At 38.1% G+C, this 26,581-nt stretch carries 29 protein-coding genes, 1 tRNA gene and 1 riboswitch; of the genes, 12 read left to right on the top strand and 18 right to left on the bottom strand.

The annotated features are described in order from the left end of the window. Positions 1–204: 204 nt before the first annotated feature. From LB467_RS01990 to LB467_RS01970, 5 genes are all read right to left on the bottom strand, one after another. Positions 205–498, bottom strand: a complete 294-nt coding sequence (locus tag LB467_RS01990) for a Trm112 family protein (protein ID WP_224472357.1) — start codon at positions 496–498, stop codon at positions 205–207. Next, positions 476–1,138 carry a thiamine phosphate synthase gene (locus LB467_RS01985; protein ID WP_224472356.1) on the bottom strand — a complete coding sequence of 221 codons (663 nt, stop codon included), beginning with the start codon at positions 1,136–1,138 and terminating at the stop codon, positions 476–478. Before LB467_RS01985 ends, LB467_RS01990 begins: the two co-directional genes overlap by 23 nt. Beyond that, positions 1,135–2,190 (bottom strand): AIR synthase-related protein, encoded by a 1,056-nt coding sequence (locus LB467_RS01980; RefSeq protein ID WP_224472355.1) that lies wholly within the window; start codon positions 2,188–2,190, stop codon positions 1,135–1,137. The genes LB467_RS01985 and LB467_RS01980 overlap by 4 nt, the downstream gene beginning before the upstream one ends. After that, positions 2,190–2,915: a class I SAM-dependent methyltransferase gene (locus LB467_RS01975; protein WP_224472354.1), complete on the bottom strand. Its 726-nt coding sequence runs from the start codon at positions 2,913–2,915 to the stop codon at positions 2,190–2,192. Before LB467_RS01975 ends, LB467_RS01980 begins: the two co-directional genes overlap by 1 nt. A gap of 69 nt (positions 2,916–2,984) precedes the next feature. Beyond that, positions 2,985–3,072: riboswitch (TPP riboswitch) on the bottom strand. 1,094 nt (positions 3,073–4,166) lie between these two features. Further along, positions 4,167–4,239: transfer RNA gene (locus LB467_RS01970), tRNA-Gly, on the bottom strand. 206 nt (positions 4,240–4,445) lie between these two features. Between LB467_RS01970 and LB467_RS01965 the strand changes: the two genes are divergently transcribed. From LB467_RS01965 to LB467_RS01955, 3 genes are read left to right on the top strand one after another with little or no spacing between them, the layout of a single operon-like run. Then, positions 4,446–4,997: a ClpP family protease gene (locus tag LB467_RS01965; RefSeq protein WP_224472353.1), complete on the top strand. Its 552-nt coding sequence runs from the start codon at positions 4,446–4,448 to the stop codon at positions 4,995–4,997. A gap of 3 nt (positions 4,998–5,000) precedes the next feature. After that, positions 5,001–5,279, top strand: coding sequence for a GNAT family N-acetyltransferase (locus LB467_RS01960; RefSeq protein WP_224472352.1), 279 nt, complete (start codon positions 5,001–5,003; stop codon positions 5,277–5,279). A gap of 43 nt (positions 5,280–5,322) precedes the next feature. Continuing rightward, a complete protein-coding gene (locus tag LB467_RS01955) occupies positions 5,323–6,966 on the top strand; it encodes a L,D-transpeptidase family protein (RefSeq protein ID WP_224472351.1) in 1,644 nt (547 codons plus the stop codon). Here LB467_RS01955 and LB467_RS01950 read toward each other — a convergent pair. Then, on the bottom strand, positions 6,963–7,706 hold the full coding sequence (locus LB467_RS01950) for a murein L,D-transpeptidase catalytic domain family protein (RefSeq protein ID WP_224472350.1): 744 nt from the start codon (positions 7,704–7,706) through the stop codon (positions 6,963–6,965). The two genes, LB467_RS01955 and LB467_RS01950, sit on opposite strands and share 4 nt — an antisense overlap. Before the next feature lie 479 nt (positions 7,707–8,185). On the opposite strand from LB467_RS01950, the gene gpmI reads away from it, so the two are divergent. From gpmI to LB467_RS01920, 6 genes are read left to right on the top strand one after another with little or no spacing between them, the layout of a single operon-like run. Then, positions 8,186–9,703 carry a 2,3-bisphosphoglycerate-independent phosphoglycerate mutase gene (gene gpmI / locus LB467_RS01945; protein WP_224472349.1) on the top strand — a complete coding sequence of 506 codons (1,518 nt, stop codon included), beginning with the start codon at positions 8,186–8,188 and terminating at the stop codon, positions 9,701–9,703. 7 nt (positions 9,704–9,710) lie between these two features. Further along, a complete protein-coding gene (locus tag LB467_RS01940; protein ID WP_224472348.1) occupies positions 9,711–10,244 on the top strand; it encodes a TlpA family protein disulfide reductase in 534 nt (177 codons plus the stop codon). Positions 10,245–10,292: 48 nt separating this feature from the next. Next, positions 10,293–10,700 (top strand): BT0820 family HAD-type phosphatase, encoded by a 408-nt coding sequence (locus tag LB467_RS01935; protein ID WP_224472347.1) that lies wholly within the window; start codon positions 10,293–10,295, stop codon positions 10,698–10,700. 9 nt (positions 10,701–10,709) lie between these two features. Continuing rightward, entirely contained in the window at positions 10,710–11,534 is an 825-nt protein-coding gene (gene map / locus LB467_RS01930) for a type I methionyl aminopeptidase (protein WP_224472346.1), read from the top strand. Next, entirely contained in the window at positions 11,518–12,081 is a 564-nt protein-coding gene (locus tag LB467_RS01925) for an HNH endonuclease signature motif containing protein (protein ID WP_224472345.1), read from the top strand. Before map ends, LB467_RS01925 begins: the two co-directional genes overlap by 17 nt. A 19-nt stretch (positions 12,082–12,100) precedes the next feature. After that, a complete protein-coding gene (locus tag LB467_RS01920; RefSeq protein WP_224472344.1) occupies positions 12,101–12,865 on the top strand; it encodes a class I SAM-dependent methyltransferase in 765 nt (254 codons plus the stop codon). Between the two features lie 53 nt (positions 12,866–12,918). Here the strand turns inward: LB467_RS01920 and LB467_RS01915 are convergent, their stop codons facing one another. The 11 genes from LB467_RS01915 to LB467_RS01865 all read right to left on the bottom strand — a co-directional run bounded on the left by LB467_RS01915 (position 12,919) and on the right by LB467_RS01865 (position 22,835). Continuing rightward, positions 12,919–14,313: a S41 family peptidase gene (locus tag LB467_RS01915; RefSeq protein WP_224472343.1), complete on the bottom strand. Its 1,395-nt coding sequence runs from the start codon at positions 14,311–14,313 to the stop codon at positions 12,919–12,921. Between the two features lie 86 nt (positions 14,314–14,399). Next, the gene (locus LB467_RS01910; RefSeq protein ID WP_224472342.1) at positions 14,400–14,804 is read right to left on the bottom strand and encodes a hypothetical protein; all 405 of its coding nucleotides are present in this window, start codon (positions 14,802–14,804) and stop codon (positions 14,400–14,402) included. Beyond that, complete coding sequence (locus LB467_RS01905) at positions 14,801–15,025, bottom strand: hypothetical protein (protein WP_224472341.1); 225 nt, start codon at positions 15,023–15,025, stop codon at positions 14,801–14,803. The genes LB467_RS01910 and LB467_RS01905 overlap by 4 nt, the downstream gene beginning before the upstream one ends. A 206-nt stretch (positions 15,026–15,231) precedes the next feature. Beyond that, positions 15,232–16,239 (bottom strand): FAD:protein FMN transferase, encoded by a 1,008-nt coding sequence (locus tag LB467_RS01900; RefSeq protein WP_224472340.1) that lies wholly within the window; start codon positions 16,237–16,239, stop codon positions 15,232–15,234. A 73-nt stretch (positions 16,240–16,312) separates the two neighbouring features. Continuing rightward, complete coding sequence (locus LB467_RS01895; protein ID WP_224472339.1) at positions 16,313–16,669, bottom strand: Na(+)-translocating NADH-quinone reductase subunit F; 357 nt, start codon at positions 16,667–16,669, stop codon at positions 16,313–16,315. Between the two features lie 184 nt (positions 16,670–16,853). After that, entirely contained in the window at positions 16,854–18,140 is a 1,287-nt protein-coding gene (gene nqrF / locus LB467_RS01890) for an NADH:ubiquinone reductase (Na(+)-transporting) subunit F (RefSeq protein ID WP_224472338.1), read from the bottom strand. Between the two features lie 16 nt (positions 18,141–18,156). Then, positions 18,157–18,771 (bottom strand): NADH:ubiquinone reductase (Na(+)-transporting) subunit E, encoded by a 615-nt coding sequence (gene nqrE / locus LB467_RS01885; protein WP_224472337.1) that lies wholly within the window; start codon positions 18,769–18,771, stop codon positions 18,157–18,159. 29 nt (positions 18,772–18,800) lie between these two features. Next, on the bottom strand, positions 18,801–19,547 hold the full coding sequence (locus tag LB467_RS01880) for an NADH:ubiquinone reductase (Na(+)-transporting) subunit D (protein ID WP_224472336.1): 747 nt from the start codon (positions 19,545–19,547) through the stop codon (positions 18,801–18,803). A gap of 2 nt (positions 19,548–19,549) precedes the next feature. Next, positions 19,550–20,293, bottom strand: a complete 744-nt coding sequence (locus tag LB467_RS01875; protein WP_224472335.1) for a Na(+)-translocating NADH-quinone reductase subunit C — start codon at positions 20,291–20,293, stop codon at positions 19,550–19,552. Positions 20,294–20,295: 2 nt separating this feature from the next. Beyond that, the gene (locus LB467_RS01870) at positions 20,296–21,477 is read right to left on the bottom strand and encodes an NADH:ubiquinone reductase (Na(+)-transporting) subunit B (protein WP_224472334.1); all 1,182 of its coding nucleotides are present in this window, start codon (positions 21,475–21,477) and stop codon (positions 20,296–20,298) included. Positions 21,478–21,491: 14 nt separating this feature from the next. Further along, complete coding sequence (locus LB467_RS01865) at positions 21,492–22,835, bottom strand: Na(+)-translocating NADH-quinone reductase subunit A (RefSeq protein WP_224472333.1); 1,344 nt, start codon at positions 22,833–22,835, stop codon at positions 21,492–21,494. Between the two features lie 171 nt (positions 22,836–23,006). On the opposite strand from LB467_RS01865, the gene LB467_RS01860 reads away from it, so the two are divergent. The 3 genes from LB467_RS01860 (at position 23,007) to apaG (ending at position 25,757) form a co-directional block, all read left to right on the top strand. Continuing rightward, entirely contained in the window at positions 23,007–24,260 is a 1,254-nt protein-coding gene (locus LB467_RS01860; protein ID WP_224472332.1) for a type IX secretion system plug protein, read from the top strand. Positions 24,261–24,340: 80 nt separating this feature from the next. Further along, the gene (locus tag LB467_RS01855) at positions 24,341–25,270 is read left to right on the top strand and encodes a DUF3667 domain-containing protein (protein ID WP_224472331.1); all 930 of its coding nucleotides are present in this window, start codon (positions 24,341–24,343) and stop codon (positions 25,268–25,270) included. Positions 25,271–25,370: 100 nt separating this feature from the next. After that, positions 25,371–25,757 carry a Co2+/Mg2+ efflux protein ApaG gene (apaG, locus tag LB467_RS01850; protein WP_224472330.1) on the top strand — a complete coding sequence of 129 codons (387 nt, stop codon included), beginning with the start codon at positions 25,371–25,373 and terminating at the stop codon, positions 25,755–25,757. Here apaG and LB467_RS01845 read toward each other — a convergent pair. Beyond that, complete coding sequence (locus tag LB467_RS01845; protein ID WP_224472329.1) at positions 25,749–26,471, bottom strand: NRDE family protein; 723 nt, start codon at positions 26,469–26,471, stop codon at positions 25,749–25,751. The two genes, apaG and LB467_RS01845, sit on opposite strands and share 9 nt — an antisense overlap. Positions 26,472–26,581 lie beyond the last annotated feature (110 nt).

Raw genomic sequence — 26,581 nt, 5'->3', positions numbered from 1 at the left:
AAGTCAAATGACTGACTGTGTGTGAGCCTTTTCGTTGATAACTCATAGCTCGAAAATATAGATTTTTTCGCAATACTAAAGTGCTGCAATAAAATTGCAGGGTTTAAATCCCTTTTTTGAGACCAATAAATTTTAGCTCCTCCCCTTTTTTCAAGGGGAGGTGGCCGCAGGCCGGAGGGGTTTATCCTATTAGGTTCTTTAGCTCTACTCTTTCGAACTATTCTGCTCCGTATCAGTAACCAATCGAAAATTCTCAATTCTCTTTCCATTTAAATATTGACTCCACTTTTCCATTAGCGGAGCTTCCAGTTTAAATTCCCTGTACTCATCAGGGTTCATAATTGGAATTCCTTTAATTATTGGATAAATACGTTTGCATTTCTTGCAGCTTAAAAAGCCCTCTATAATTTTCCCGTCCAAATCTTTGGAAATCGTGGTGAGCTCAAGGTCTTCCTTATCGAAAGGACAGCATAATTTATCTATTGTTGAAGTTTTCATTTTTTATTTTTTTAAATTCTGAATTATAAATTTCTGCGGAAGTCGAAGGCTCTTCTGCACTCATTATTCCTGAAATTACAGCAATCCCCTCGAATTCCAATTCCTTTAATAAATACATATTTGCAGGCTTAATTCCCCCAGCCAGGAATATTGGCATTTTTGTTAATAGCCTGGCTTTTTTAATAATCTCAAAATCCACCAAATCGCAACTGTTTGCGGTTGTGGATGGGAAGATTGAACAGAAGGAAATATAATCTAACCTATTCTTATCAGCCCATTTTACAGTATCCAGATTGTTATTACAGGTTAATCCCAGCAAAGAATTCTCAGGAATCCTTTTTTTAATTGTTCTCAATTCAATGGGTATTTCGTCAAAATGAACCCCGTCTGCATCCGTCAGGTTTAAAAGTTTCCAGTTATTGTTTAGCAAAACAGGGGTGCCGGTTGCCTGACAAAGTTTACAGATCCTGTTAATAAGGGAAACCTGGTTTTCAATATTTTGAAAATTATCCCATACCTGAACGGCAGCAATTTGACTTTTATCCAGAATTTCCTGCAGCTTATTTATTAAAACTACCTCTTCCATCTGGGGGTCTATCACAAGGTAAACCCCGCCTTTAATTTTTTTAGTTTCCATCATTTCCAACCAAATTTAATCGCCGTAAAAAAGGCTTTCCAATAAGGGTCTTCGGTTTTATAGATTAAATCTTTCTCTTCATCACCTTTAGTAATTTTAATCCCCTCTTCTTCCTCTTTAATTTCACCCACGGCTGTACAGGCAATATTCTCATTTTTTAAACGTGAAATTACCTGCTGCTCTTTTCCTTTCTCGCAGGAAATTATCATTGAACCAGCGCCAATAATTTCCCTGTAATCCAGTTCGAATAACTCGCAAACTTCCCTTTGCCAGAAATTAACCGGTAAGGCTTCATCATAAATAAGGGCTCCTTTTCCCGAGGCTTTAACCATTTCATATATAGCCCCCATTACACCACCTTCAGTTACATCGTGCATCGCATGAATTTCCGGGAATTTGTGATTCGTTCCTGCCGCCGTAAGTCCATCTTTTAAAGAGGAAGTTTGTTTAAACATTTCGCATCCTGCCTCATAAGTTTCTCTTCCCAGTTTATTTTTTATTGTTTCCGGAAAACTCATGGTTAATAAAGCGGTAGACGATAGGGCACAGGTTTTTGTCACCAGGATTACATCGTTAACTTCTGCCCTGTTAGATAAAACAATTTCCTTTCTGGGAGCGACACTAAAAAAAGTTCCTCCTCCTGAAATTGTTGAATTTTGCCCTTCCACAAACCCGGTATGTCCACCGGTTATGGCTACCCCAATTTCTTTACAGAATTGATGAATATAGTTCCAGTAAGTTTTAAAATCTTCCCTGCTAAGTGATGCCGGTAGATTCAGGACCATTTGAGCATATTGCGGAGAAAAACCTGTAGTCGCCATATCGTTAGCCATAAGATGTACAGAAAGCCAGGCTGATTCTTCAAGACCAAGCGAGGGAATGAGCGAAAGAGGATCGCTGGTAGATATCAAGGCCAGCTCATTGGGTAAATCTACTAATGATACATCTACTCCAAATCCGGGTTTTATACTGACTTCCTTTCGAAAGTGGCCACAGTTTTCCAGAATAAATCCTTCTAATTCTGCTTCGGCTATTTTCCCTAATTTTTCACACATTATTGTACATCTTTAAATTTCACATATAGCCCGAAAAAATCACCGTAAGGCAAACCCCATTGCTGAACCGGAAACCATTTTGGTAATCCTGTGCAAGACCATTCTATACTATATTCTCTACCCTGAAGAGCTTCCTCTATGATTTTAGTAAGTTTTTTCGGGGTGTAAAAAGTTGCGGTAAGATAAAATGGATTGGCCCCGAAAATTTCCTGTACACGACGGCGGACCACTTTGGTAGAATTCCGGTTCATCATCCCCAAGGCTATGCCGTATTTTGCAACCCTCGCCGCCTCCCGGATAACTTTTACGGGATCTTTATAATATTCAAAAGTGGTAATAAAGGCCAAAGAATCAAAAGTATGATCTTTAAAAGGCATATAATGAGAATCTGCCATTACAAGATCGCCTTCAAATAAGTGTACGGCCTGCGATAGCATAAGCGGGGAGATATCACCACCGGTAGCCTCGATCCCGATTTCTTTCCACCATCTTGTAAAGCGGGTGGTCCCGCATCCAAACTCCAACAAGGTTTTCACCCGATTATCTTTAGAAACAAGTTGCTCCATCACCTTCTTTTGCCAGACCTCGGCCCGTTTGTATCGGCCTTCATACCATTGCTCATAGGTGTCGGTATGTTTTCGGTTAAAAAACCATTCTTCCCTGTTTTGCCAGTTTTGATGATTTACCGGAAGTAACTCAAATCTGCTGCTTTTTTCAATTTCCATCTTTACCTTTTTAAAAAAGAAAACTCCACGCTATCCGGAAAACGCCGGAAGACATGGAGTCTTAAAATGGAAATTTTAATCCTGCATCCCTACGTTGGCATTATCCAAATCAGGTTTCGGGTGTTATCTCAGCCTTGCGGCACCCCGTGCGTGAATTTATCTGTTTATACTAAATATTTATTACAAATTTTATACGTTTAAGATTGTGAAAATACAAAATAAAGAAAGAAGGGGAAAGTTTTTCTCAGTTTTACAGAAACAGAATATCCTATGATTTCAACTGCTTATAACCAACGATGCAACCACCCCTTTCTTCAGCAAAAAAGCTGAATTCATTCCCCTCCGTTAAAAGGAAGGGAGTATTTAATAAATTGTCATTATTTTTTTATGAAACTAAATTTTAGCTCCTCCCCTTTTTTTTAAGGGGAGGCCGCCTGAATGACAAAGTCGGGCAGGGTGGCCGCAGGCCATAGGGTTCCTTTTCAAGGGGAGCCCGCCTGAATGACGAAGTCGGGCAGGGTGACCTCAGGCCTGAGAAGTTATTTTTTTTTAAAGACACTTCTATTTCTTAATAAGCCAACCACCCCTTTCTTCAGCAAAAAAGCTGAATTCATTCCCCTTCGTTAAAAGGAGGGGAGTATTTAATAAATTGTCATTATTTTTTTATGAAACTAAATTTTAGCTCCTCCCCTTTTTTCAAGGGGAGGTGGCCGCAGGCCATAGGGTTCCTTTTCAAGGGGGAGCCCGCCTGAATGACGAAGTCGGGCAGGGTGACCGCAGGCCTGAGAAGTTATTTTTTTTAAAGACACTTCTATTTCTTAATAAGCCAACCACCCCTTTCTTCGGCAAAAAAGCTGAATTCATTCCCCTTCGTTAAAAGAAGGGGAGTATTTAATAAATTGTCATTATTTTTTTATGAAACTAAATTTTAGCTCCTCCCCTTTTTTCAAGGGGAGGTGGCCGCAGGCCGGAGGGGTCTAATCTCGTCAAAATGAACTGGTTTCAGTTTCTAACATGTTTTGAATTTCCACAACTTAGATCTCCGAATAAATTTCGGAGCAGGCTCTGAAATAAATTCAGGATGACGATTTCGAAACTTTTTCAGACAACATCATTAGAGCGGGAGACCGGGTTTCCCGATATTCCGCCCTACCGGGCTCCAATCGGGACAGGCTTCTCACCCGGTGCTTTTCTTTCTGATTTTTTCCCACAAAAAAACCCCAACTTTTTGTTGAGGTTCCTTTTTTTTAGAGCGGGAGACCGGGTTCGAACCGGCGACATTCAGCTTGGAAGGCTGACGCTCTACCAACTGAGCTACTCCCGCCTGCCCTGCAAATATAAAGTTTATAGATTCCAAAATCCAAAGGAAATTTAAACTTTTTAGGCTGCATTTTCCTATTTGACTTGTATTCAGTAAAAAACAGGTTCAAGAGATAAAATCTTGTTAAATGGGTAATTAAAAAACAAGTGTTCCGACAAATAAATCTTATTTTTAAACCCTAACAGAATATATTATTAAAATAACTTTTTATGAGCAATAAACCCGGTAAAACCCAGGACCTAATAGACGCAAAATTCCTTAAAGAACGTAAAATATTCCTTTGGGGAGAAGTAAACGACGAATCTGCAAAACACGTAATAGACCGACTCCTTTATCTTGATATGGAAGGTGATGATGAAATTCAGTTTTTTATCAACAGTCCAGGTGGCTATGTAACTGACGGATTTGCAATCTACGACACCATGCAAAGTTTAAATAGCCCGGTTTCTACAATTTGCAGTGGTTTGGCTGCTTCCATGGGCTCTATCCTACTTTCCGGAGGAACCAAAGGCAGGAGGTTTATTCAAACTCACGGAAAGGTAATGATTCACCAACCAATGGGCGGTGCCAGGGGCCAGGCTTCAAATATTGAAATTCAGGCAAACGAAATCATAAAAACAAGAGAATTAAGCGCGAAAATCCTTGCTGAGAACTGTGGGCAAACCATAGAAAAAGTGCTGAAGGATTTTAATCGCGACTACTGGATGGATGCGCAGGAATCTTTAGATTACGGAATTGTAGACGGTATTTTTAAGAAATAATTTATGGATATCAAACATCGCGAAAACGATAGCCGCGGGATGTTCTTCGCGGAAGACGAAAAAGGTATTTACGCAGAACTTACCTATACCAAAAAACAAGATGTTCTTACCATAGATCATACCGAGGTAAGGCCAGAACTGGAAGGCCAGGGAATTGCCACCAAGTTATTGGCACATAGCGTAGAATTTGCTCGTGAAAACAATTACAAAATAGATCCGCTGTGTCCCTTCGCCGAAGTGCAATTTGACCGTAACGAATCTTATAAAGACGTAAGGATTTAGCCCGCGCTTTATCCCCAAATAATCAATGAACCTGCTTTTTCCCATGAAATTCTTTAAGTTTTTAATGCTCTTTATTTTTGTGGTTTTTATTTCCTGCGGGGATGACAAAGACCGGGAGCCGGGAATTGAAACTGCCAAAGAAGAAGGAGCAGAAGTCATTGAGAAACTGGCTTCAGCTGAATTGATTTCCAAAAAGTTTCAGGGTATCTCAAACTCTGTGGATAATATTGATTTACGACACCCCAGCTTGCTGGATTCCATTTATTCAGAAAGGGATTATACACCCATTTGGACCGAAAGGGCTTTGCGGGAAGACCTGTACAGAAGCATTGAAAGAGCAAGTGAAGACGGACTCGAGCCTGAAGATTATCATTTATCATATTTAACAAATTCACTGGCTAGTTTATCGCAATTAGATGATGAGGAACGTAGTTTAACTGAAATCATCTTAACCGATGCTTTTTTTACACTGGCTTCAGATTATAATTCGGGAAAGCTGAATCCTGCAGAAATTTATAGTATTTGGGGAGTTGAAAGTAATAAAATAGATCTTCCGGGTCTTTTGGATTACGGGGTTCAGAAGAAAAATATTTTAGCCGCAATAGATTCTGTAGTTCCAAAACATGAAGTTTATAAAGGTTTAAAACGATCTTTGAAGGAATACCGGGAACTTGCTAAAAACGAAGAAGATCCCACGTTTATTTCCGAAGAAGGAGAAAGCATAAAAGCCGACGAAAGGGATAAGCGTATTCCAAATATAAAACGGCGCTTAAAGGAACTGGGTTATTGGGAAAAAGAGATCGTAGATAGTGCGATTACTTATGAAAAACCTTTACAGGAGGCGGTTAAGGAATTTCAGGAAATTTATGGCATAGAAACCGATGGGGTTATTGGTGGCGGAACCATTAAAACCCTGAATAAAACTTACCAGGGAGGCCTGGAACAAATTCTGGTAAACCTGGAACGCTGGCGCTGGTACCCAAAAGATCTTGGCGAGCAGCATATTGTTGTGAATATAGCGAATTACCGATTACACTTTGTTAGGAATGGAGATACAGTTGCCACCCACCGCACTATGGTTGGCACCGAAGCCAGGAAAACCCCAGTTTTTTCTGACGACGTTGAACATATAGTTTACAACCCAACCTGGACCATCCCTCCTACTATAAAGAGCAAAGATGTAATTCCTTCAGCAGCAAAAGATCCCGATTATATTTATAAAAAGAATTACAGCATCTTTGACCGTTCCGGAAAAAAGTTGTCCGCAAGTGAAGTAAACTGGTCTTCTTCTGAAGTGAAAGGCTACACTTTTAGACAGGAAGCCGGGCCGGCGAATCCGCTTGGTTTGGTGAAGATTATCTATCCTAATAAGTACATGATATACCTGCACGATACACCTTCAAAATCGCTTTTCAACAAAAATTTAAGAGCACAGAGTTCGGGTTGTGTGAGGGTGCAGGATGCATTGGAACTAGCGAAAATGCTATTGAGTGATCAGCCAAAATACGACGATGAAAAAATTAAGGAAATCCTTGATTCAGGAAAAACAACCACCATTAAAACCACTCAAAAAGTAAAAGTTCATCATCTTTACTGGACGGCCTGGAACGAAAATGGCAGCACCCGTTTTGCAGAAGATATCTACAAAAGAGATGCTGCCATTTATAAATTACTTACTGCTAATTAATTTAGCAGTGGAGAATTATTCAAATAATTTTTATTGTTTTTGTGAATATACACTACAGATTCTTCTTTAATAGTCTCTATCACATCTTTAGCGATTGTATTTGGTACTGCGGGACAACCGTAGCTTCTTCCTAATCTTCCTAATCGATCTATAAAGTTAGGTTCGGCATAATCGGCGCCGTGGATTACCACGTAACGCTTACGCGCGTTACTATTGAAGCCTTTTTCCATTCCATCTATAAAAAGCGATAATCCGTTTTTTCCGTAGTAAGTTTCAGCGGTTACATAAAAACCAAGGGAACTTTGCAGGGAATTCACTGTATTGGAAAATTTGGTTGCGAATTCACCACCGGTATTTTTTCCGTGGGAAACATAAGTATTGAACAAAACTTCTTTTGTTTCCATATTCATTATCCACATACGTTTTTTCGTAGAGGAAAGTCCGAAATCTATCACGGTAAGTATTTTCTTTCCTACCTTACCTTTTCCTTCGAGTTGATCATAGCCTTTCATAGCTTTTTCGAAAACCGGCATTGCAGGAATACTGATGTTATTTGTAGAAAATTCACTATAAAGATCAGCGACCTTAATTTCAAAACTTGTTTTGGTATTTTCTTCGGACATTGGAGAAGCGATTGCTTCTAATTCTGAATTATTAATTCTGGAGTCTAAATTATCTGTGGTTGTAAATGCAAAAGAGAACGTCAATACGGCAAATACAGTCAGAAGTCTATAAATCATACACGTTGTTTCAAATTAATGTTCTGTTAATTTATTCCAAAGGTGATGCCAACATACAAAATATTCCGGTTAATTGAATTTTTAAGCCCGAAGAATCCAAATTTTAACGTTTTCAGGCTTAGAAATCTAAATTCCAACATATTACTATTGGCATCAATATTTTTCAAGAACGCGATATTGGATAAAAAAGTATTCCAAAGCATAGTCTTGAATGTTAAAATTTTAGTTTTTACAACTATTATGAAAATTTAAAACTTTTTAAACACAATATTCCTGGGTGAAATCTCTCTAAAACTGCCGGAAGCTGTTAGATTTAATAAAACATTAGCGGGTGTGGATTTAGCATACCGCCAATTTGTTTTTATCTTTATACCCAAACTAATTAATATTATGAAATGAGCATAACGAAAAGGCGATACAAACACCGATGAAGATATGCGAATTACATATGACCATTGAAAAATAATAAATATCTACATATGAATAAAAAAGTTCTACTAATGATTTTAGACGGTTGGGGAATCACGCAAAACCCCGACGTATCAGCTATTGCCAAAGCAAAAACTCCTTTTATGGATAGCATCCTGGAAAAATACCCGCACGCTGAATTGCGCACCGACGGGATGCAGGTTGGACTTCCGGAAGGACAAATGGGAAATAGTGAAGTAGGACATATGAATCTTGGCGCCGGCCGGATTGTTTACCAGGATTTGGTGAAAATCAATATGGCGGTAGAAAAGAATACCTTAAAAGACGAACCTGTATTAGAAGAGGCTTTTAGCTATGCGATAAAAAATAATAAACCTATCCATTTTATGGGGCTCTTGAGTGATGGCGGGGTTCATTCCCACATCAACCACTTAAAAGGACTGCTTTCGGCTGCAGCAGAATTTGGGGTAAAAGAAAAATACGTCCACGCTTTTACCGATGGCCGTGATGTAGACCCGCATTCGGGAAAAGCTTTTATCGAAGAAATTGAACAACACCTTAAAAAAACCAATGGCAAACTTGCTTCGGTAATTGGACGTTACTTTGCAATGGATCGTGATAAACGCTGGGAAAGGGTGAAAAAAGCCTACGACCTTATCGTTAATGGAGAAGGAACCAAATCTACAAATACTGCCGAAACTATTGCTAAAAGTTACGAAAATGAGGTTAGCGATGAGTTTATAGAACCAATCGTAATGACCAATGAGGCCGGTGAGCCGGTTGCAACCTTAAAAGAGAAAGAGGTCGTGATCTTCTTTAACTTTAGAACCGACCGCGGAAGACAACTTACCCAGGCTTTAACCCAGGACAATTTCCCTGAATATAATATGAAGAAAATGCCGTTGTATTATGTGACGGTAACTAAATATGACGATAGTTTTGAAGGTATTAATGTGGTCTTCAAAAAAGATAATATTAAATCTACTCTTGGTGAAGTCCTGGAATATATGGGCAAAAAGCAAATTAGAATTGCTGAAACCGAAAAATACCCCCACGTCACCTTCTTCTTTAGTGGTGGCCGGGAAAAGCCATTTATGGGCGAAAAGCGTTTAATGTGTAGTTCCCCAAAAGTAGCCACTTACGATCTTCAGCCAGAGATGAGCGCTTTTGAGATCAGGGATAAGATTATTCCCGAGCTTAAAGACGAATCGGCTGATTTTATTTGCCTGAATTTCGCAAATCCTGATATGGTTGGACATACAGGAGTTTTTGATGCTGCAGTGAAGGCCGTTGAAACGGTAGATTCCTGTGCTAAAGATGTAGCTGAAGCCGCCCTGGAGAATGATTATGCAGTTATTATTATTGCAGATCATGGGAACAGTGAAATTATGATAAACGCAGATGGTAGCCCAAATACAGCACATACCACCAGCCCGGTTCCACTAATTTTATTAGATAAAGACATAAAATCGATTAAAAGCGGTAAGCTTGGAAACATCGCCCCGACTATCCTGAAGTTAATGGGTATTGATCAGCCGGAAGTAATGACTGAAGACCCGCTAATTTAAATTTAGAATGATAAATAAAGTATTACTGCTTTTTCTGGGGTTTTCCCTAATTTCAGGAGAAGTTTCAGATGAGAAAGTAGCTATAGAAAATAATAATTCAGCCGAAATACTTTTAGGCGAATTCACGCAAGCTGATTTGGAAAAAGCCCCGCATTCAAGATGGTTTGTTCCCGGTTATGAAAATTATAAGCCTAAAAAAGAAGCTTTAAAAACCATAAAAAAGAATATTCACGATTATGAGATTCTGATGTTTATGGGAACCTGGTGTGCAGACAGCCGTTACGAAGTTCCTAGGTTTTTTAAGCTTATAGATGAAGTTGACTTTGACCGTAAAAACATTAAAAATATTGCGGTAAACCGGGCAAAAACAGCTCCCGGGAATCTGGATAAAGAATATAAGGTTCACCGAGTACCAACCATTATTTTTATAAAAGATGGAAAGGAAGTGAACCGCTTTGTGGAGTATTCTATAGAAAGTTTGGAAGAAGATATTGCCAAAATAGTTGAAGGAAAAGAATATACAGATCCTTATTCTGAATAAAAAGAGGCTACTTAATATATATTCGGTTAATCTTACTAATTTTGCGTTATGCCCCAATCGTTAACCATAGCCGTAGATTTTGACGGAACTATTGTAGAAAATAAGTTTCCGGAAATAGGAAAACCAAAGCTTTTTGCTTTTGAGACGCTCAAAAAACTGCAGGAAGACGGACACCGATTGATATTGTGGACCTATCGTGCCGAAGATAAACTGGAAGAAGCGGTACAATTTTGCGAAAAAAGGGGCATTGAATTTTATGCCATTAATAAAAGTTATCCTGAAGAGGTTTTTGAAGACAACATAAGCCGCAAGATCCTGGCCGATATTTTTATAGACGATCGTAATATTGGCGGAATGTGGGGTTGGGGAGAAATTTATCAGAGATTAAAGGACAGAGCCATAATTAGAGAAAATAAAAAAGAAAAGAAGAAATTCGGATTTTTAGGCCGATTTTAAATTCAATATATGATAATTACCAAAAACCCTGAAGAAATTGAATTGATGCGCGAAAGTGCACTAATCGTATCCAAAACCCTGGGTATGCTTGCTCCGCATATTAAACCCGGAGTTACTACTTTAGAGTTAGATAAAATGGCTGAAGAATTTATAAGAGACCATGGTGCAGAACCGGGTTTTTTGGGATTATACGATTTTCCGAATTCGCTTTGCATGAGTCCCAATGCGCAGGTTGTACACGGGGTTCCAAACGATAAACCGATGGAAGAAGGCGATATTATCTCTATAGATTGTGGCGCCTTAAAAAACGGATTTTACGGAGATCACGCTTATACTTTTGAAGTTGGTGAAGTAAAGCCCGAAGTAAAAGAACTTTTGGATGCTACCAAAGAATCACTGTATGTTGGAATCAGAGAATTTAAAGCCGGGAACCGCGTAGGTGATGTTGGTTATGCTATCCAAAAATACACTGAAGATAGAGGTTATGGCGTGGTGAGAGAATTGGTAGGCCACGGTTTGGGCGCTACCATGCACGAAGATCCTGAAATGCCTAATTACGGAAAACGAGGTCGCGGAAAGAAATTTATAGAAGGAATGGTTGTGGCCATTGAACCTATGATAAACCTGGGAACCAAAAGAATAAAACAATTGCCTGACGGTTGGACTATCTTAACTGCAGACAATAAGCCCAGCGCACATTTTGAACATAATGTTGCGCTAGTAGACGGTAAACCTCAATTGCTATCTACCTTTGATTATATTTATGATGCTTTAGGAATTGAGAGTGATGAAGAAGATGAGTTTAAAGCCCAGGTCTATGGTAAAGAACTATAGGGGCGAAGTTTGGAAAAAACTTCACAAAGAAGAGTGGCAGGATCGTTTTGTTTACGATGTTTCCAGCTACGGCAGGATAGTTAGTTACGTGCAAAATCCTGAAGGCGAATTGATAAACGGAGGCCGCACCAACGGTTACACCAGTTTTTCACCCCGGCTGCAAAATGGCAAGCATAAAGCCTATTATGTGCATCGTATCGTTGCTGAACTTTTTCTTGATAAAAATGAAGACGATAAATTCGTAATTCACAAGAATTTTAAAAAAGACGATAATCGCTTAGAAAATCTTGCCTGGACTACCCAGGAAGAATGGGTGAAACACCAGCATAACAGTCCCGGCGTTAAAGAAAACAAGCGCAAACGAAAGTTGAGACGCGTAGTTACTTATTCAAAGCTTACCTACGCCCAGGCCGTGATTTTAAAAAAGAAACTTTTAGATCCGAAACGGAAAACCAGGATTAAAGTTTTAGCAAAACAATTCGGGGTTTCTGAAATGCAGCTTTATCGCATTAAATCTGGTGAAAACTGGGGCGATATTAAGGTCTAAACCGAGTTAGCAATTTTTAATGGGAAAGCTTTTTAAAGTAATTTTAAACACCGTTCCAAGACCTTTACTTATCAGGTTGAGTTATTGGGTGAAACCTTTCTTTAAATATGTGCTTCGCGGAAATAAATACACCGATCCTATAGATGGGAAAAGTTTCTCCAAATTTTTACCTTACGGATATATCAATCAGCGGGAGAATGTGCTCTCTCCCTCTACCCTTTCCCTTGAACGGCACCGATTACTCTGGCTTTATCTAAAAAATGAAACTGAATTTTTTAGCAAAAATCTGAAAGTACTACACTTTGCACCCGAACAGGCTTTTTATAAGCGCTTTAGAAAGCTTAAAAACCTGGATTATACCACTACTGACCTAAATTCTCCTCTAGCCGATGTACGAGCCGATATTTGTGATTTGCCTTTTAAGGAAAACGAATTCGATTTTATTCTCTGCAACCACGTTTTAGAACATATCCCCGATGATACCAAAGCGATGCAGGAACTTTACCGCATCTTAAAACCCGGAGGCACGGCAATACTGCAAATTCCGCAGGATTTGAACAGAGAACATACTTTTGAAGATGATTCCATCACCGACCGAAAAGAGCGGGAGTGTATTTTTGGACAGTACGATCACGTAAGGATCTACGGCAGGGATTATTTTGAAAAACTAAGAAGCATCGGATTTAAAGTAGAAGAAGTAGCTTATTCCGAACGATTATCTGCAGAAGAAATCGATAAATACCGACTCGCAAAAGGGGAAGTTATTCCGGTTTGTTATAAGTAAAAAGAAACAATTAAGTTCTATTTCAAAAAACAACTATTTACTTTGAGACTTCTTTAGTTACTAAAATCCTGTTCAATTATTTTTTCAATTGCTAAGTCTGAAAAGCTATTGTTTCTATAGAAATTTTTATAAAACTCTGATCTTTCAGTCGGGTAATTTAATTCATAATCCACTGGAACTCCTTCTTTCTCGTATGTCCGGTATTCACTATCCATATAAACCTCATTAGAGAGACTGTATTCCCATCCATTTGGAAGTTCTTTCCACAATATTTCTGAGAAGATTCCCGCGCTTCTAGATCCTATTATTTCAATATTAGAATAATTAAGCGAACCCAGTGCAAAAATTTCAGCTGCACTGGCGGTAGCGGGACTTATTAAAAGATAGATCTTTTTAGCGCTATCTATTTGCGGTTTTAAATGAATTTTTTGTACAGGTGTAAAACCATTCTCAGTTCTTGCTTTTATTGAAATAATCTCTTTTTCCTCTGAAACAAAATAGCTCAATAATTCTAAGGCAACAGTTTCATATCCTCCGCCATTAAACCTGAGATCTACAATAGCAGCATCTCCATTTTTTAAATCATTTAGAACCTTTTTCATAATCCGGTTAACTCCATTAATTTCATCCTGAAACTGCTCCAAAGGTTCTGCGGAGTATTTTCTCAGGTTATAAATACTATCAAATTTACCGGTATTTTGAATTTGGCCAGGAACGTAATTGGCAAAATCATTCATATCGGTTATTCCAATATAACCGATATTAGAATTTAGTAAAGTTCCCCATCTCATTACCCCGTTGTTATAAGAATTTGATTCCTTCAGGTATTTAGATTCTATATCTAATAATATTTGATCTTTAGAAATGGAGCTCTTATTTATTATGGAGTTGGAGTGATTTTTAAAAATTGAGTCGGGAATTTCGAGATTGATATGACCATCATTGAATTTTTCAATTACCTCCTGCAAAAGCAATGCAAATTCCCGGTTAGTTTTTACTTTTCTAACTTTTGGCAGGTAATTATCATAAACTTGTTCCCAGTCCAAACCTCTTTCCTGGAAAAACGCATAATTGTTATTAAAGGTTTCCCAGAATGCCCTGAAGTTCGTTTCGAATGAATTGTCATTTTTGCCGTTTTTCTCAAAGCACCTCGCCGGTAACCTATCAGTTTTTTTGAACCTATAATCTACAATACCCCCAGGATTTACGATCAATTGGTCTTCACCACTTTTAATAATTTTAAATCGACCCTTAAATTTACCCTGAACTAATTCAGAGCAATTGTATTTATTAAAATTGAAATACGAATAAGTAGAATCTTCCATTTTCAGGGCTCTTTCGTAGCCCTCCTGGATCCATATCGTATTTTTTAGGTCGGTTGGGATTTGAGAATAGAGACTTGTAGCTGTTAAAACAGCAACTATAAGGACTAATCTTCGAAATAACATCAAACGGATTTTGTTATAAAGACAACTCAAATTTTGGTTTGTTACACCAAAGACCACAGCCTTCGTATAAAACGGAAGATAACAGTTTACTTCTTGAATTCTATTTCAACTAAATAATAATGAGGAATATTAAATTCTTTACCGAAATCCTCCGGGTCTATTTCTGATTGTGCCACCCTGCAATAAGAAGCCGAGCCATCCGGATTTCTATTTGGGGTGATTATTGCTAAAAGGTAAAATGGACTATTTACATCTTCCTTTAAAACCTTTTTACCTCCAAAAAATTCCTTGGTAACATATTTTCCATTTTCTTCATCAACATCAAAATATAATTGTTTGCTACCAAATCTTTCCCCTCTAATCCAGGTTTTAAGGTCTTCTCTTCCAATCTTACTCAGGAATTTAAAGGATGTTCCGGTGGAATCTATTTTGAAGTAATCATTACCGCGTTCATCGAATAAGGTTGTGTATTTGTTAAATCTCCATTTCAAAATTCCTTTATTTTTAAAACAAAATGCTTTCCCTCGATCGATTCTCCATTAAAGAAAAATTGGGAATGATTAATATTTTCAAAGTCGAATAAGGTTTGTAAATCTGAATCTTCCAGGCCGTTTTTCACAGAAACATTCACGATATCAGAATCTTTTATCGATTCGGTTTGAGCACTTATGAGGAGAGGAAATAAGAAGATGAGGAGTAAAACTTGTTTCATATTTTTAGTTCTTGTTACGTGTAACACACTATATAAAATAGTATAACTGGTTAAATCATCAGCAATATAAGTTTTTAAGCCTAAATATTAAGAAATAGATTTTGGTTTCCTTACTTCTGAAAAAAGGAATAAAATGAGAGCATTAATTAAATACAAGAATACAGGTGAAAGCCAGAAAACAAAAGAAGGAAGACTAATAGATATATCTAGCGCAGCGCCTCCTCAAAACCTTCAGAAGCAAAAACCCGTATGGTTTCTTCCTTATCTGAATAGATAAAATACACGTCTACATTATCGAGATTTTCGAGCATCTCTAGAGATTTTTCGTAGCCCAAAGCCATAAATGCAGTGGCATAGCCATCAGCGAGGGTGCAGTTTTCAGCGAGTACAGAAGCGCTTAGCAGGTCGCTTTTTTCGGCTTCACCGGTTAGAGGATTTATGGTATGAACAAAACGTTGTCCGGTGGTCGTATCTACCCTGAATTTCCGGTAGTTTCCGGAAGTAGCCATCGCGCGGTTTTTTAAAGCTAACACACTTTGTATAGTACGGTCTGCATCCGTCTGCTGCGGATTGTCTATTGCAACCATCCAGTCGGCTTCTTTCTCGATGTTTTGTCCCTTAGCCACCAATTCCCCTCCTAGTTCAATCAGGTAATTTTCTACGTTTTTAGAATCTAAATATTCGGCAATTACATCTACGGTGTAGCCTTTGGCAATTGCATTAAAATCAAGGTAGATATTTGGGTTTTCCTTTTGGATAGTATTATTATCAGTTAGGTTAACTTTCTCAAAACCTACGAGTTGTCTTATAGAATCCAACACAGCATCGTCAGGTTCATTTAAGGGACTCTCAGGTCCAAATCCGTATGCGTTAACTAAATTTCCTACCGTGGGGTCAAAATAACCATTGCTTTCTTTAAAAACCTGCCTGGAGTATTCAAACACTTTTTGAAAATGAACATCAACGCTTATATCTTCAATTCCGGAATTTATTCGGGAGATATCAGAATCATCCAGATAAGTGCTCATCGAGGTATTGATAACCTCAAAAATTGAATCTAATGCTTTTTCTGTATTTAAGCTTTCCGAAGAAAAATATTTTACCTGGTAAGTAGTCCCCAATGCTTCACCGGTTTCGGTATAGACCTGCGGACCATCATTTTTACAGGAAATACTAAGAAAAATAAGAAGGAAGAAGACAGAGAATTTTTTCATCTAAATAAAAATATTAGCGGCTAGAATTTAAAAAGATTTGATTTTAACTTTAGAAAGATCATTATTGGGAAATTTAAATTTCCTGCCAACCCTCATAGTTAACCACATATTCTTCGCCGTGCATCACCGGTCTCTCGTAATCGGAAGAATTGGCCAGGCCTACACCTGCATAAAAAGTACGCGCTTTAAATTTAATCGCATGGTCTTTTATAGATCTAAGGAAGGCCATATCATATTCTTTTGGATTGTGCGGATATTCAATTGCCCGCACTATTACAAAATGAAGCTTTTTATCTTTTAAAGCAACAAACTGCGGGTCTCTTTTAAACTCGCTGTTTACCCCAAGAAACTCGTAACCTTGTTCCTCAAGCTCTTTCCCTACAATATTCATTGCAAGGTTATGCAGTTCCTGATCGTTTAGTTTTGCCATAGTGCAAAAATAAAAAAAAGCTGTCTAAAAAGTCTTTTTATCGTCAAGCTGAACCTGCCCTTCCGTTCAGGCGGGCTTGTTTCAGTTTCTAACATGTTACGTTAATGAACATCCTAGATCCTGAAATAAATTCACGATGACGAATTTAAAACTTCTCAGACAGCTTGTCTAAATTGTTTAAATATTAACCTCCAAAATCATCAAACCTGATGTTTTCAGGCGGCATTCCAAAGTCTTCACCCATTTTCTGAACAGCTTTGTTCATCAACGGCGGACCACAGAAATACAATTCAATATCTTCCGGTTCCTCGTGATGATTTAAATAGTTATCAATCACAACCTGGTGAATAAAGCCTACAAATCCATCTCCATCATCGTCAAGACTTTCCTTTACTTTCCAGTTATCTTCTTCCATTGGTTCAGAAAGAGCTAAGTAGAACTTAAAGTTAGGGAAATCTCTTTCCAAAGCTCTAAAGTGTTCACTGTAGAATAACTCTCTTTTTGAACGCCCACCATACCAGTAAGTTACTTTTCTTCCGGTTTTAAGGGTGCGGAATAAGTGGTAAAGGTGAGAACGCATTGGCGCCATTCCGGCTCCACCACCAACATATAGCATTTCAGATTCACTGTGGTTGATAAAGAATTCTCCATAAGGTCCTGAGATGATTACTTTATCTCCTTTTTTCCTTGAGAAAATATAAGAAGAAGCAACACCAGGATTTACATCCATCCAACCGTCTTTTGCTCTATCCCATGGCGGGGTAGCAACACGAACGTTAAGCATAATCTCACGCCCTTCAGCTGGATAAGAAGCCATAGAATAAGCACGCTCTACGGTTTCCGGGTTCTTCATTACCAATGGCCAAAGTTTAAATTTGTCCCATTCAGCTTTAAATTTATCTGGAGTATCGTGTTCTTCAGGGTGAGCAGTGATATCCATATCACTAAATTTAACCTCACACTTCGGAATCTCGATTTGAATGTATCCTCCCGCTTTATAATCCATATCTTCAGGAATTTCCACAACAAATTCCTTGATAAAAGAAGCTACGTTATAATTTCTTACAACGGTTGCATCCCATTTTTTAATTCCGAAAACTTCTTCCGGAATTGTGATTTTCATATCCTCTTTCACCTTAACCTGGCAACCTAATCGCCATCCTTGTGCGATCTCTTTACGGGTAAAGTGCGGCTCCTCGGTAGGAAGAATGGCACCGCCACCCTCTTCTACGATACATTTACACTGTACACAGGTTCCACCACCACCACAGGCAGAAGGTAAAAATAGTTTATTATCTCCCAGGGTTGAAAGTAAAGTCCCACCGGAACCAACTTCCATATCCTTTTCCCCATTTACGTTTATGGTAACCGGACCAGAAGGCGCTAATTTTGCCTTTGCTCCAAGTAACACAGAAACCAATATGAGTATCAATGCTAAAAATACTACTATACTTGCTATAATAACTGTCATAATCTTTCTTTTGCGATTATAATTTAATTCCCATAAAACTCATAAAACCTAATGCCATAAGCCCGGTGATAATAAATGTTATCCCCAAACCTTTTAATGGGGCAGGCACATTAGAGTAAGCTATTTTTTCACGAATAGCTGCAATACCAAGAATTGCAAGGAACCATCCAATTCCACTACCAAACCCGTAGGTTATAGCTTCTGTAATAGCTCCAAAATCTTTTTGTTGCATAAAAAGTGATCCTCCAAGAATAGCACAGTTTACAGCAATAAGCGGTAAGAAAATACCCAAAGCACCATATAGAGCAGGAGCAAATTTCTCAACGATCATCTCTACCAGTTGTACCATAGATGCAATTACCGCGATAAACATGATAAAGCTTAGGAAACTAAGGTCTACATCGGCAAACTCGGCACCAAGCCATTGCAAGGCTCCCGGTCTCAATAAGTAGTTATCCAGCAAATAGTTAATAGGTACGGTAATACTAAGTACAAAGATTACCGCGGCACCTAACCCAACAGCTGTTTTCACGGTTTTTGACACTGCTAAATAGGAACACATCCCTAAGAAGTAGGCAAAAATCATATTTTCTATGAAAATACTTCTAACAAATAAATTTATATAGTCCATAATTTAATTTTATTTAAGCTGTTGTGCTTTTAGTTCTCTTCTATCAGTTTACGGTTTCTGGCACGTTGCACCCAAATAAGCAAACCAACTACAATTAATGCCATTGGGGAAAGCAACATTAAACCGTTGTTTTCGTATCCTAATGCATATAAACCTGTAGAATCTGCCACAGTTGCCGCTTTATGTCCTAAAACTTCAAATCCGAATAATTTTCCTGAACCTAAAAGTTCACGGAAGAATGCTACGATTATAAGAATCAAACCATATCCGGCTGCGTTACCAATCCCATCAAGGAAGGATTTGTAAACTCCGTTACCTAAGGCAAAGGCTTCCAAACGCCCCATTACAATACAGTTGGTAATAATCAAACCAATAAATACCGAAAGTTGCTTACTTACATCGTAGGCATAAGCTTTTAGAATCTGGTCTACTAAAACCACCAGGGATGCAACAACTACAAGCTGTACAATAATCCTGATTCTACTGGGAATCAAATTACGTAACATTGAAACGATCATATTGGCAAAAGCCATAACCGCAACTACTGCGATAGCCATTACCACTGCCGGTTCTAATTGTACCGTAATTGCCAGTGCCGAACAAATACCAAGTACCTGCACGGTAATTGGGTTGTTATCGTCTAAAGGATCTGACAATAATTTTCTATTGCCTTTAGATAGGAAATGCTCTTTTTCTTCTGAACTAGATAGAAAAAGGATCATTTCTTTCTTCTTGGCTTCTTTCTCTTCTGAAATATTTTTTTTCTCTGTAGCCATAATTACTTTGTTGCAACGTTAATTTCGGTTTGCTTTTTGAAGTAAGGCAGATAACGCTGAAGTCTTTCAGAAATCATATCAGAAACACCGTCTCCGGTAATTGTAGCTCCCGATATTGCATCTACCTGGTTATCATCTTTATCTGAAGGATCTATATCACCTTTTACAACAGATACTCCAACAAGGTTTCCACTATCGTCAAAAATCTTTTCATCGGCAAAACTTTCTTTAAACCATTCTTTTGTGATCTCTGCACCAAGTCCCGGAGTTTCCCCAAGGTGGTCGAACGTAGCACCTTTAATGGTATTTACATCGTCTTTTAAAGAAATGTAACCAAAGATCGCATTCCATAGTCCGTTACCTCTAAGAGGAACTATATAATATTTTTCTCCCTCGTAATCGGCAATATAAAGAGGGAAATTTTGTTCCTCAGCCGGTCTTTTAATCTCCTTAGCTAAATCTACCGTAAAAGCGTCAACACCTTCTCTTTCTTCTCCATTTTGGTCTAAGGTTACTGCTTCTGTAATATACCGGTTGTATAGCTCTTCAGCTCCTGGCCTATCGGTTTCAACACCAATAGTGGCAAGAATATTCTGCATTTTTTCCTGGCGTACGTTCTCCTTTTGAATAGGTTGAAGCGAGGTTGCGGTAAAGGCCAATACTGAGGCAACAACCAACACCATAATCACCGCAAAAAGAAACGTATAACCGTTACTATTTGTTTTATTTACTGATTTTTCTTCCATAACTAAACTGCTGTTTTCACCTGTGTGGTGGCGGATTGAATTCTTTTCTTTCTACGCTTAATATTCGACTGAATTACGTAGTGATCTATCGTAGGCGCAAATACGTTCATAAGTAAAATCCCGAGCATTACCCCTTCTGGATATGCCGGGTTAAACACCCTGATCATTACCGATAGAAAACCTATTAAAAACCCGTAGATCCATTTCCCTTTCATTGTTTGAGCGGCCGAAACTGGATCGGTAGCCATAAATACAATACCAAAGGCAAGACCACCAACAATTAAGTGACCATACCAGGGGAAGTTTGTAAGCTCATTCCCGGGGATTCCCAAAGAAGGCAAAGCGTTAAAAATAAGTCCCATTGCTATTGCTCCAATAACAGCACTCAACATAATTCTCCAGCTTCCTACTTTTGTCAATATTAAAAGTAATGCACCTACAAGAATTAAAAGCGTTGAAGTTTCTGAGACAGAGCCTGGGATTATCCCGTAGAACATATCCATCATGCCATAACTCACATTTTCTCCAGCCGCCAGTGAACCAAGAATTGTTTCACCAGAAACCGCATCTACATTACTTGCTTCACTAACCCAAACCTGGTTACCAGACATATAAGTAGGATATGCAAAAAAGGCAAATGCCCGCGCGGTAAGCGCCGGGTTAAGGATATTCATTCCTGTTCCACCAAAAGCTTCCTTACCAACAAGTACCGCAAATACCACAGATAAAGCCAACATCCAGAGTGGAAGATCTATCGGCATAATCATAGGAATCAACAATCCGGTTACCAGGTAGCCTTCGTTTACTTCGTGACCTCTAAAGATCGCAAATGCGAATTCAATTCCAAGTCCAACCGCATAAGAAACCACGATCATAGGAATAAATTTCAATGCTCCGTGTCCAAGTGCCTCCCAAAAGGTAAATGCTTCACCCAATTGTGAGTAATACTGGTAACCTGCATTCCACATTCCGAAGATCATAACCGGAACAAGTGCAAGTACCACTGTGATCATCGTACGCTTTAAATCTACTGCGTCACGAATATGAGATCCCTTTTGCGTGGTATGATTTGGAGTAAATAAGAAAGTATCTATTGCGTTAACCGCAGGTGCATACTTTTCATATTTTTTCCCCGGTGCAAAGGGCTCTTTTATTTTATCTAATCTTTGTCTAATCCATTCCATAATTCTGCTGCTTTTTAACCTACTTCAGTAATCATTAAATCTAAACCAAGTCGAATTACATCCTGAATCTCAATCTTGGATGTATTCACATATTCTACCAAAGCAAAATCTTCCGGAGCTACTTCATAGATCCCAAGATTCTCCATTTTCTCAATATCACCGGCCATACAGGCTTTAACAAGCTGCATAGGGTAAACATCCATAGGCAAAACCTCTTCCATTTCGCCGGTTACCACAAGAGCTCTCTCTTCTCCGTTTAAATTGGTAGTAGGCTTAAATTTCCTGTTGGGGAACAAAAAGGACAATGAAGTTCTTGAATTGGAGTGAATATTATTATAAGTAAATGGCAACCAACCAAAAGCTCTATACTTATTTCCTTCAGGAATAAGAGTCACTTCGTTCGCAAAGAAACTTATATGCTGGTCATAGGCCACTTTAAATCCAGTAAGCACATTTCCTGAAATGATGCGAACATCTTCATCAACTTTATTGATGAGATCTGCAACTTCAACCCCGATCTTAGTAGCAAAATACTTGCGGTTGGTAGCTTCGCTTCCTGTTACAGCAACGGTTTTATCAGCTATATAATTTCCGGTAAGGAAAAGATTACCAATAATAGTCACATCTTCAGGATTCACTGTCCAAACTCTATCTCCTTGATTAATAGGATCTATCTTATGAATTTGAACCCCAACATTTCCTGCAGGGTGCGGTCCTTTTACATTATGAAGCTCTACCCCCTTAATGTCTTTTAAGTATTGCGCCGAACTGGCATCTACTGCCAGGTGCACTTTTCCAGGGGTAAGTTTTTTAAGCGCATTTATTCCTTCCTGAAAAGCAGCTTGCTTTTCTTTTAGGATGAAGCCCCAATCTGGAGCTAAAGGCGCCGTACTTACCGCAGAAATAAAGATTGCCTTAGGCGTATCTTTAGGATCCGCTACGATATCGTAGGGACGTTGATTAATAAATGCACCACAACCACTTTCTAAAATGCGCTGCTTTACAGCTTCAGCATCAGAAGACGCAGCGTCCATTTTTCCAAAATCTTTGTAAGTGTCTTCAGGATCGGCCTCTATAATCACTTCCATGATTTTACGTTTTTCACCACGCTTAATTTGCTTAAGTGTCCCGCTAACCGGGCTGGTAAAACGTAATTCATCTGTGTATTTTGAAAAGAAAAGTTCATCGCCGGCAAGGACTTTAGCCCCTTCTTTTATAACCATTTTAGGTACCAATGCGTGAAAATCTGGCGGTTTGATTGCGTAGGTTTTAGACCTTGGAGCCTTTACCAGCTCCTTTTCCGCCTCCCCTTCTAATTTTAGAGATAATCCTCTTTTAATTCGAATGTCTTTTGACATAGGATGGAGTGTATGTTAAAAATTTTTTGTTTTGAGTCGTGCAAATTTAGGAATTTTAACTGCACTTCTCCCAAGAAAACGAAGATTTTTAAGCACTTAAAACTGTTAAAGTGAAATGTTAAAAATTACGGAATAAGATTTGTAAGTACATTTGCAAAGATTCTATTTCCAATGAAAAAATATTCTTTATTCGTTTTTATCTTAATTCTATCTTTAAAATTGAGTGCCCAGCCAGCAGAGGAAACACTCCCTCCCAATTATATAAGAAGCATTCAGCTCTTTGGAAACTCGCAAGGCAATAACGGAAACCCCATTTTAAGGATGGGTGAACGCTTAACTTTAAAATTTGATGATATTATTGGTGATGAAGCCGATTACTACTACACCATAGAACATTACAACTACGACTGGACGCCCAACCAACTGGCAAAATCTGAATATTTGACCGGTTTTGATGACATTAGGATCTTTAATTATTTGAATTCTTATAATACGCTTCAACCATTTTCTCACTATGAGCTAAGGATCCCTAATGAAGACACCGGAGGTTTTAAACTTAGTGGAAATTATATGATCAAGATCTTTAACGGCGAAAAAGAACTGGTCTTCTCCCGAAAATTTATGGTTTATGAAAACATAGCCCGGGTTAGGGTAAATCTTAGACGTTCCAGGGATCTTGAATTTATAGATAAAAAGCAGGTGGTGAATTTTACGATTGAGTCACAAGATTTAATTCTCAAAAACCCGGATAATACTGTTAATGTGCTTATAGCCCAAAATCATAATTTAAAGACAGCAATTACAAATATTAAGCCTCAATACAATATTGGTAATGAACTGGTTTATCGCTATGATTCCGAAACTGCTTTTTGGGGCGGCAACGAGTATATTCAGTTTGACAATAAAGAATTAAGAGCTCCTACCGGCGATATCAGTTCGGTTGCCTTAAATGAGCTGTATCATCATTATTTATTTCCAGATCGTACCCGGGCCAACGAGCCATATACTTACAACCCTGATATAAACGGACAGTTTGTAATAAGAAGTTTACCTGCCGAAAATCCTTCAATAGAAGCCGAATATGTTTGGGTGCATTTTAAACTTCAGAATTATTCAGAATTAAATGGAGGTGAAGTACATATTTATGGTGCGTTCAATAATTTTATTTTAGACGAAAGCACCCATATTAAATACAATAAAAATTCCGATCTTTATGAAGGCGCAAGGCTTTTTAAGCAGGGATTTTACAACTATAAATATGTGCTAAAACGCCCTGATGGAATGATAGACGAAGGTTTTTTCACCGGAAATTTTGATGAAACCGAAAACTCCTACCAGGTTTTGGTTTATTACAGAAGTCCGGGTGCGAGATATGACCGTTTAATTGGCGTAGGCACCGCAAATTCTACCACGATCACCAACTAATTACGAGAATAACCAACTCATTATATAAATGGCAGGCAGTAGATATGATCTCAAGTACAGGGGCATTAAATGCCTAAACTGTGAATTTCCGCTGGATAAAAGTGATAAATACTGCCCCAGCTGGGCAATTAAACAGTATTAAAAAATTAAAATTCGACGATTTTTTCGCTGAATTTTTCTCCGGAATATTTGCCTACGACTCCCGGTTCCACCGTACCTTAAGAGTTTTATTATTTTCTCCCGGAAAGATTTCCAAAGATTATATTCAAGGGAAAAGAATGCGCTACGCCAATCCGTTCAAATTTTATTTAAGCGCCTCTATTATCTTTTTTCTAATCTGGGGTTTTGGTAATTCTTTTGAAAATGTACGACCCATTGTAGATGACAAAGAAATTGAAGCCCTGGCGCAAGACAGCCTTGCCCAACCTAATTTGATCCCAGGTCCGGGAGGCACTGAAATCAATCTGGATTCCTTAATTGTAAATCAGCAGCGTAACGCAAAGCGCTCTTACCGGGAATTCTATGTTCCTAACCAGGAATTGGATACTATGATTTACCTGGATGCGGGTAATATAAAACTCAATATTTATTCAAGGTTTTACAAAGAAACCTCTATTAGAAATGCTGAAACTGCGATGGATAGTCTTTCCTACCCCCAGACCGCTTATAACCATTGGCTCTATAAAAAAGCAGTAGACTGGAATACCTTAAAAGAGAATCCGGGATTGTTTTTAAATTACTTCATCAATAAACTTCCCTTTATCATTTTCTTCTATTTACCGGTTTTCGCATTATTTATTTGGCTTTTATATATAAGACAAGCCTTTAATTATATTGAGCATTTAATTTTTACTTTTCACGTACAAACCAACTTTTTTAATTCTATTAAGTATTGCGCTATTTCTCGATTATATATTTCCGGGAAACTGGGCTTTTACGGCATTCATCTTTATATTCGCCTTTTATTTATACAAAGCCTTACGCCGATTTTACACCCAGGGGCGTGTTAAAACGGTTGTAAAGTTTGTGCTCTTAAACTTTATATTTTTTATTTTAGCAGGAGTCGCAGCAATAATATCAATTTTAGCGTCTTTCGCTATTTACTAATATATGATTCAACAAGTTACAAGAGGCATAAAAATTTCGGTTAACACCAATTTTGAAGGTACTTTCCTTAAGAACCTGGGTTCCCGTTTTGCCTTTTCTTATCATATAACTATTGAAAATCAAAGTAACGATTCAGTACAATTAACCTCACGTTTCTGGAAAATTAAAGATGCTTTAAATAATACGGAAATTGTTCAGGGCGAAGGGGTAATTGGTCAAAAACCGGTTTTAAAACCCGGGGAATCCCATACTTACCAAAGCGGTTGCCTGCTAAGTTCACCTTTTGGCTCTATGAGTGGCTATTACAATATGATAAGTTTTAGCTCCACTAGAAAATTCAGGGTTAAAATTCCTGTTTTTAAATTAAGCGCTCCGTTTGCCTTAAATTAAATCTGCCGGGAATTCTTTATTCGTTATTTTTTCCTTTTGAAGATCTTCATATTTAAAATTCAATTTGCCGGGTAAGAATTCTACCTGTGAAATACTTTTAGTTTTAAGAAATCCGCGATCAATAATTAAATCGATCTCCTTATCCCCTTTTCCTGCGGAATGATGAAACTCCCATAAGTTTTCAGCTGAAAGATTTTTATCCTTTTGAAAGTTTGAAAACCATTCTTCCCGAAGCTTTTTCATTTCTGAAGTATACAAAGGAGAAGACGACCAGATTTTCGGCTGAAGCGACAATTCTTTAAAATGCTTGTGTTTTCCATCCCAGACAAATTCAGCAAAAAATAATTCTGAAGACCAATCGGCTATTATAACTGTGAAGGGCTCAATATTTTCCAGATTATAATTTTCAATATCGGTTTTTATATTTTCAGCAATAAGCCAGTCTTTTAAGACTACCCCCCTGCTTTTTCGGTAATAATCTTCACGCTTATGCGCTTCAAAACCACCATTCATTAAACATAAAATCCTTTTCTTTTCACTCACTCCAATCCAGCTCCCACCGGCTACCGCATCTTCGGGAAAAAGCAAAAGTGTATCCTTTTCGGTTTTAAAATCTGGTGAAGAGGTTTCCCTTTCGCTTGCTTCATCCCTGTTAGATGTTAAGATAACTCCGTGAGAGTTATTAGGATGAGGAGTGATACTTATGGTGCACATAAAATTTTCTTAATAAAAGTACTGAATTTACAAAAATAGTTAAGCTTTCGTGAATGCGCTTTCAGAAGCATTCAAAATCACCTAATTTTTTTACCTTTATAACAATAATA

The organism is Salegentibacter tibetensis (assembly GCF_020164485.1).
GTDB classification, from domain to species: domain Bacteria; phylum Bacteroidota; class Bacteroidia; order Flavobacteriales; family Flavobacteriaceae; genus Salegentibacter; species Salegentibacter tibetensis.
The sequence above is the reverse complement of the archived record's forward strand: the minus strand, read 5'-3'. Positions and strand labels throughout refer to the sequence as shown.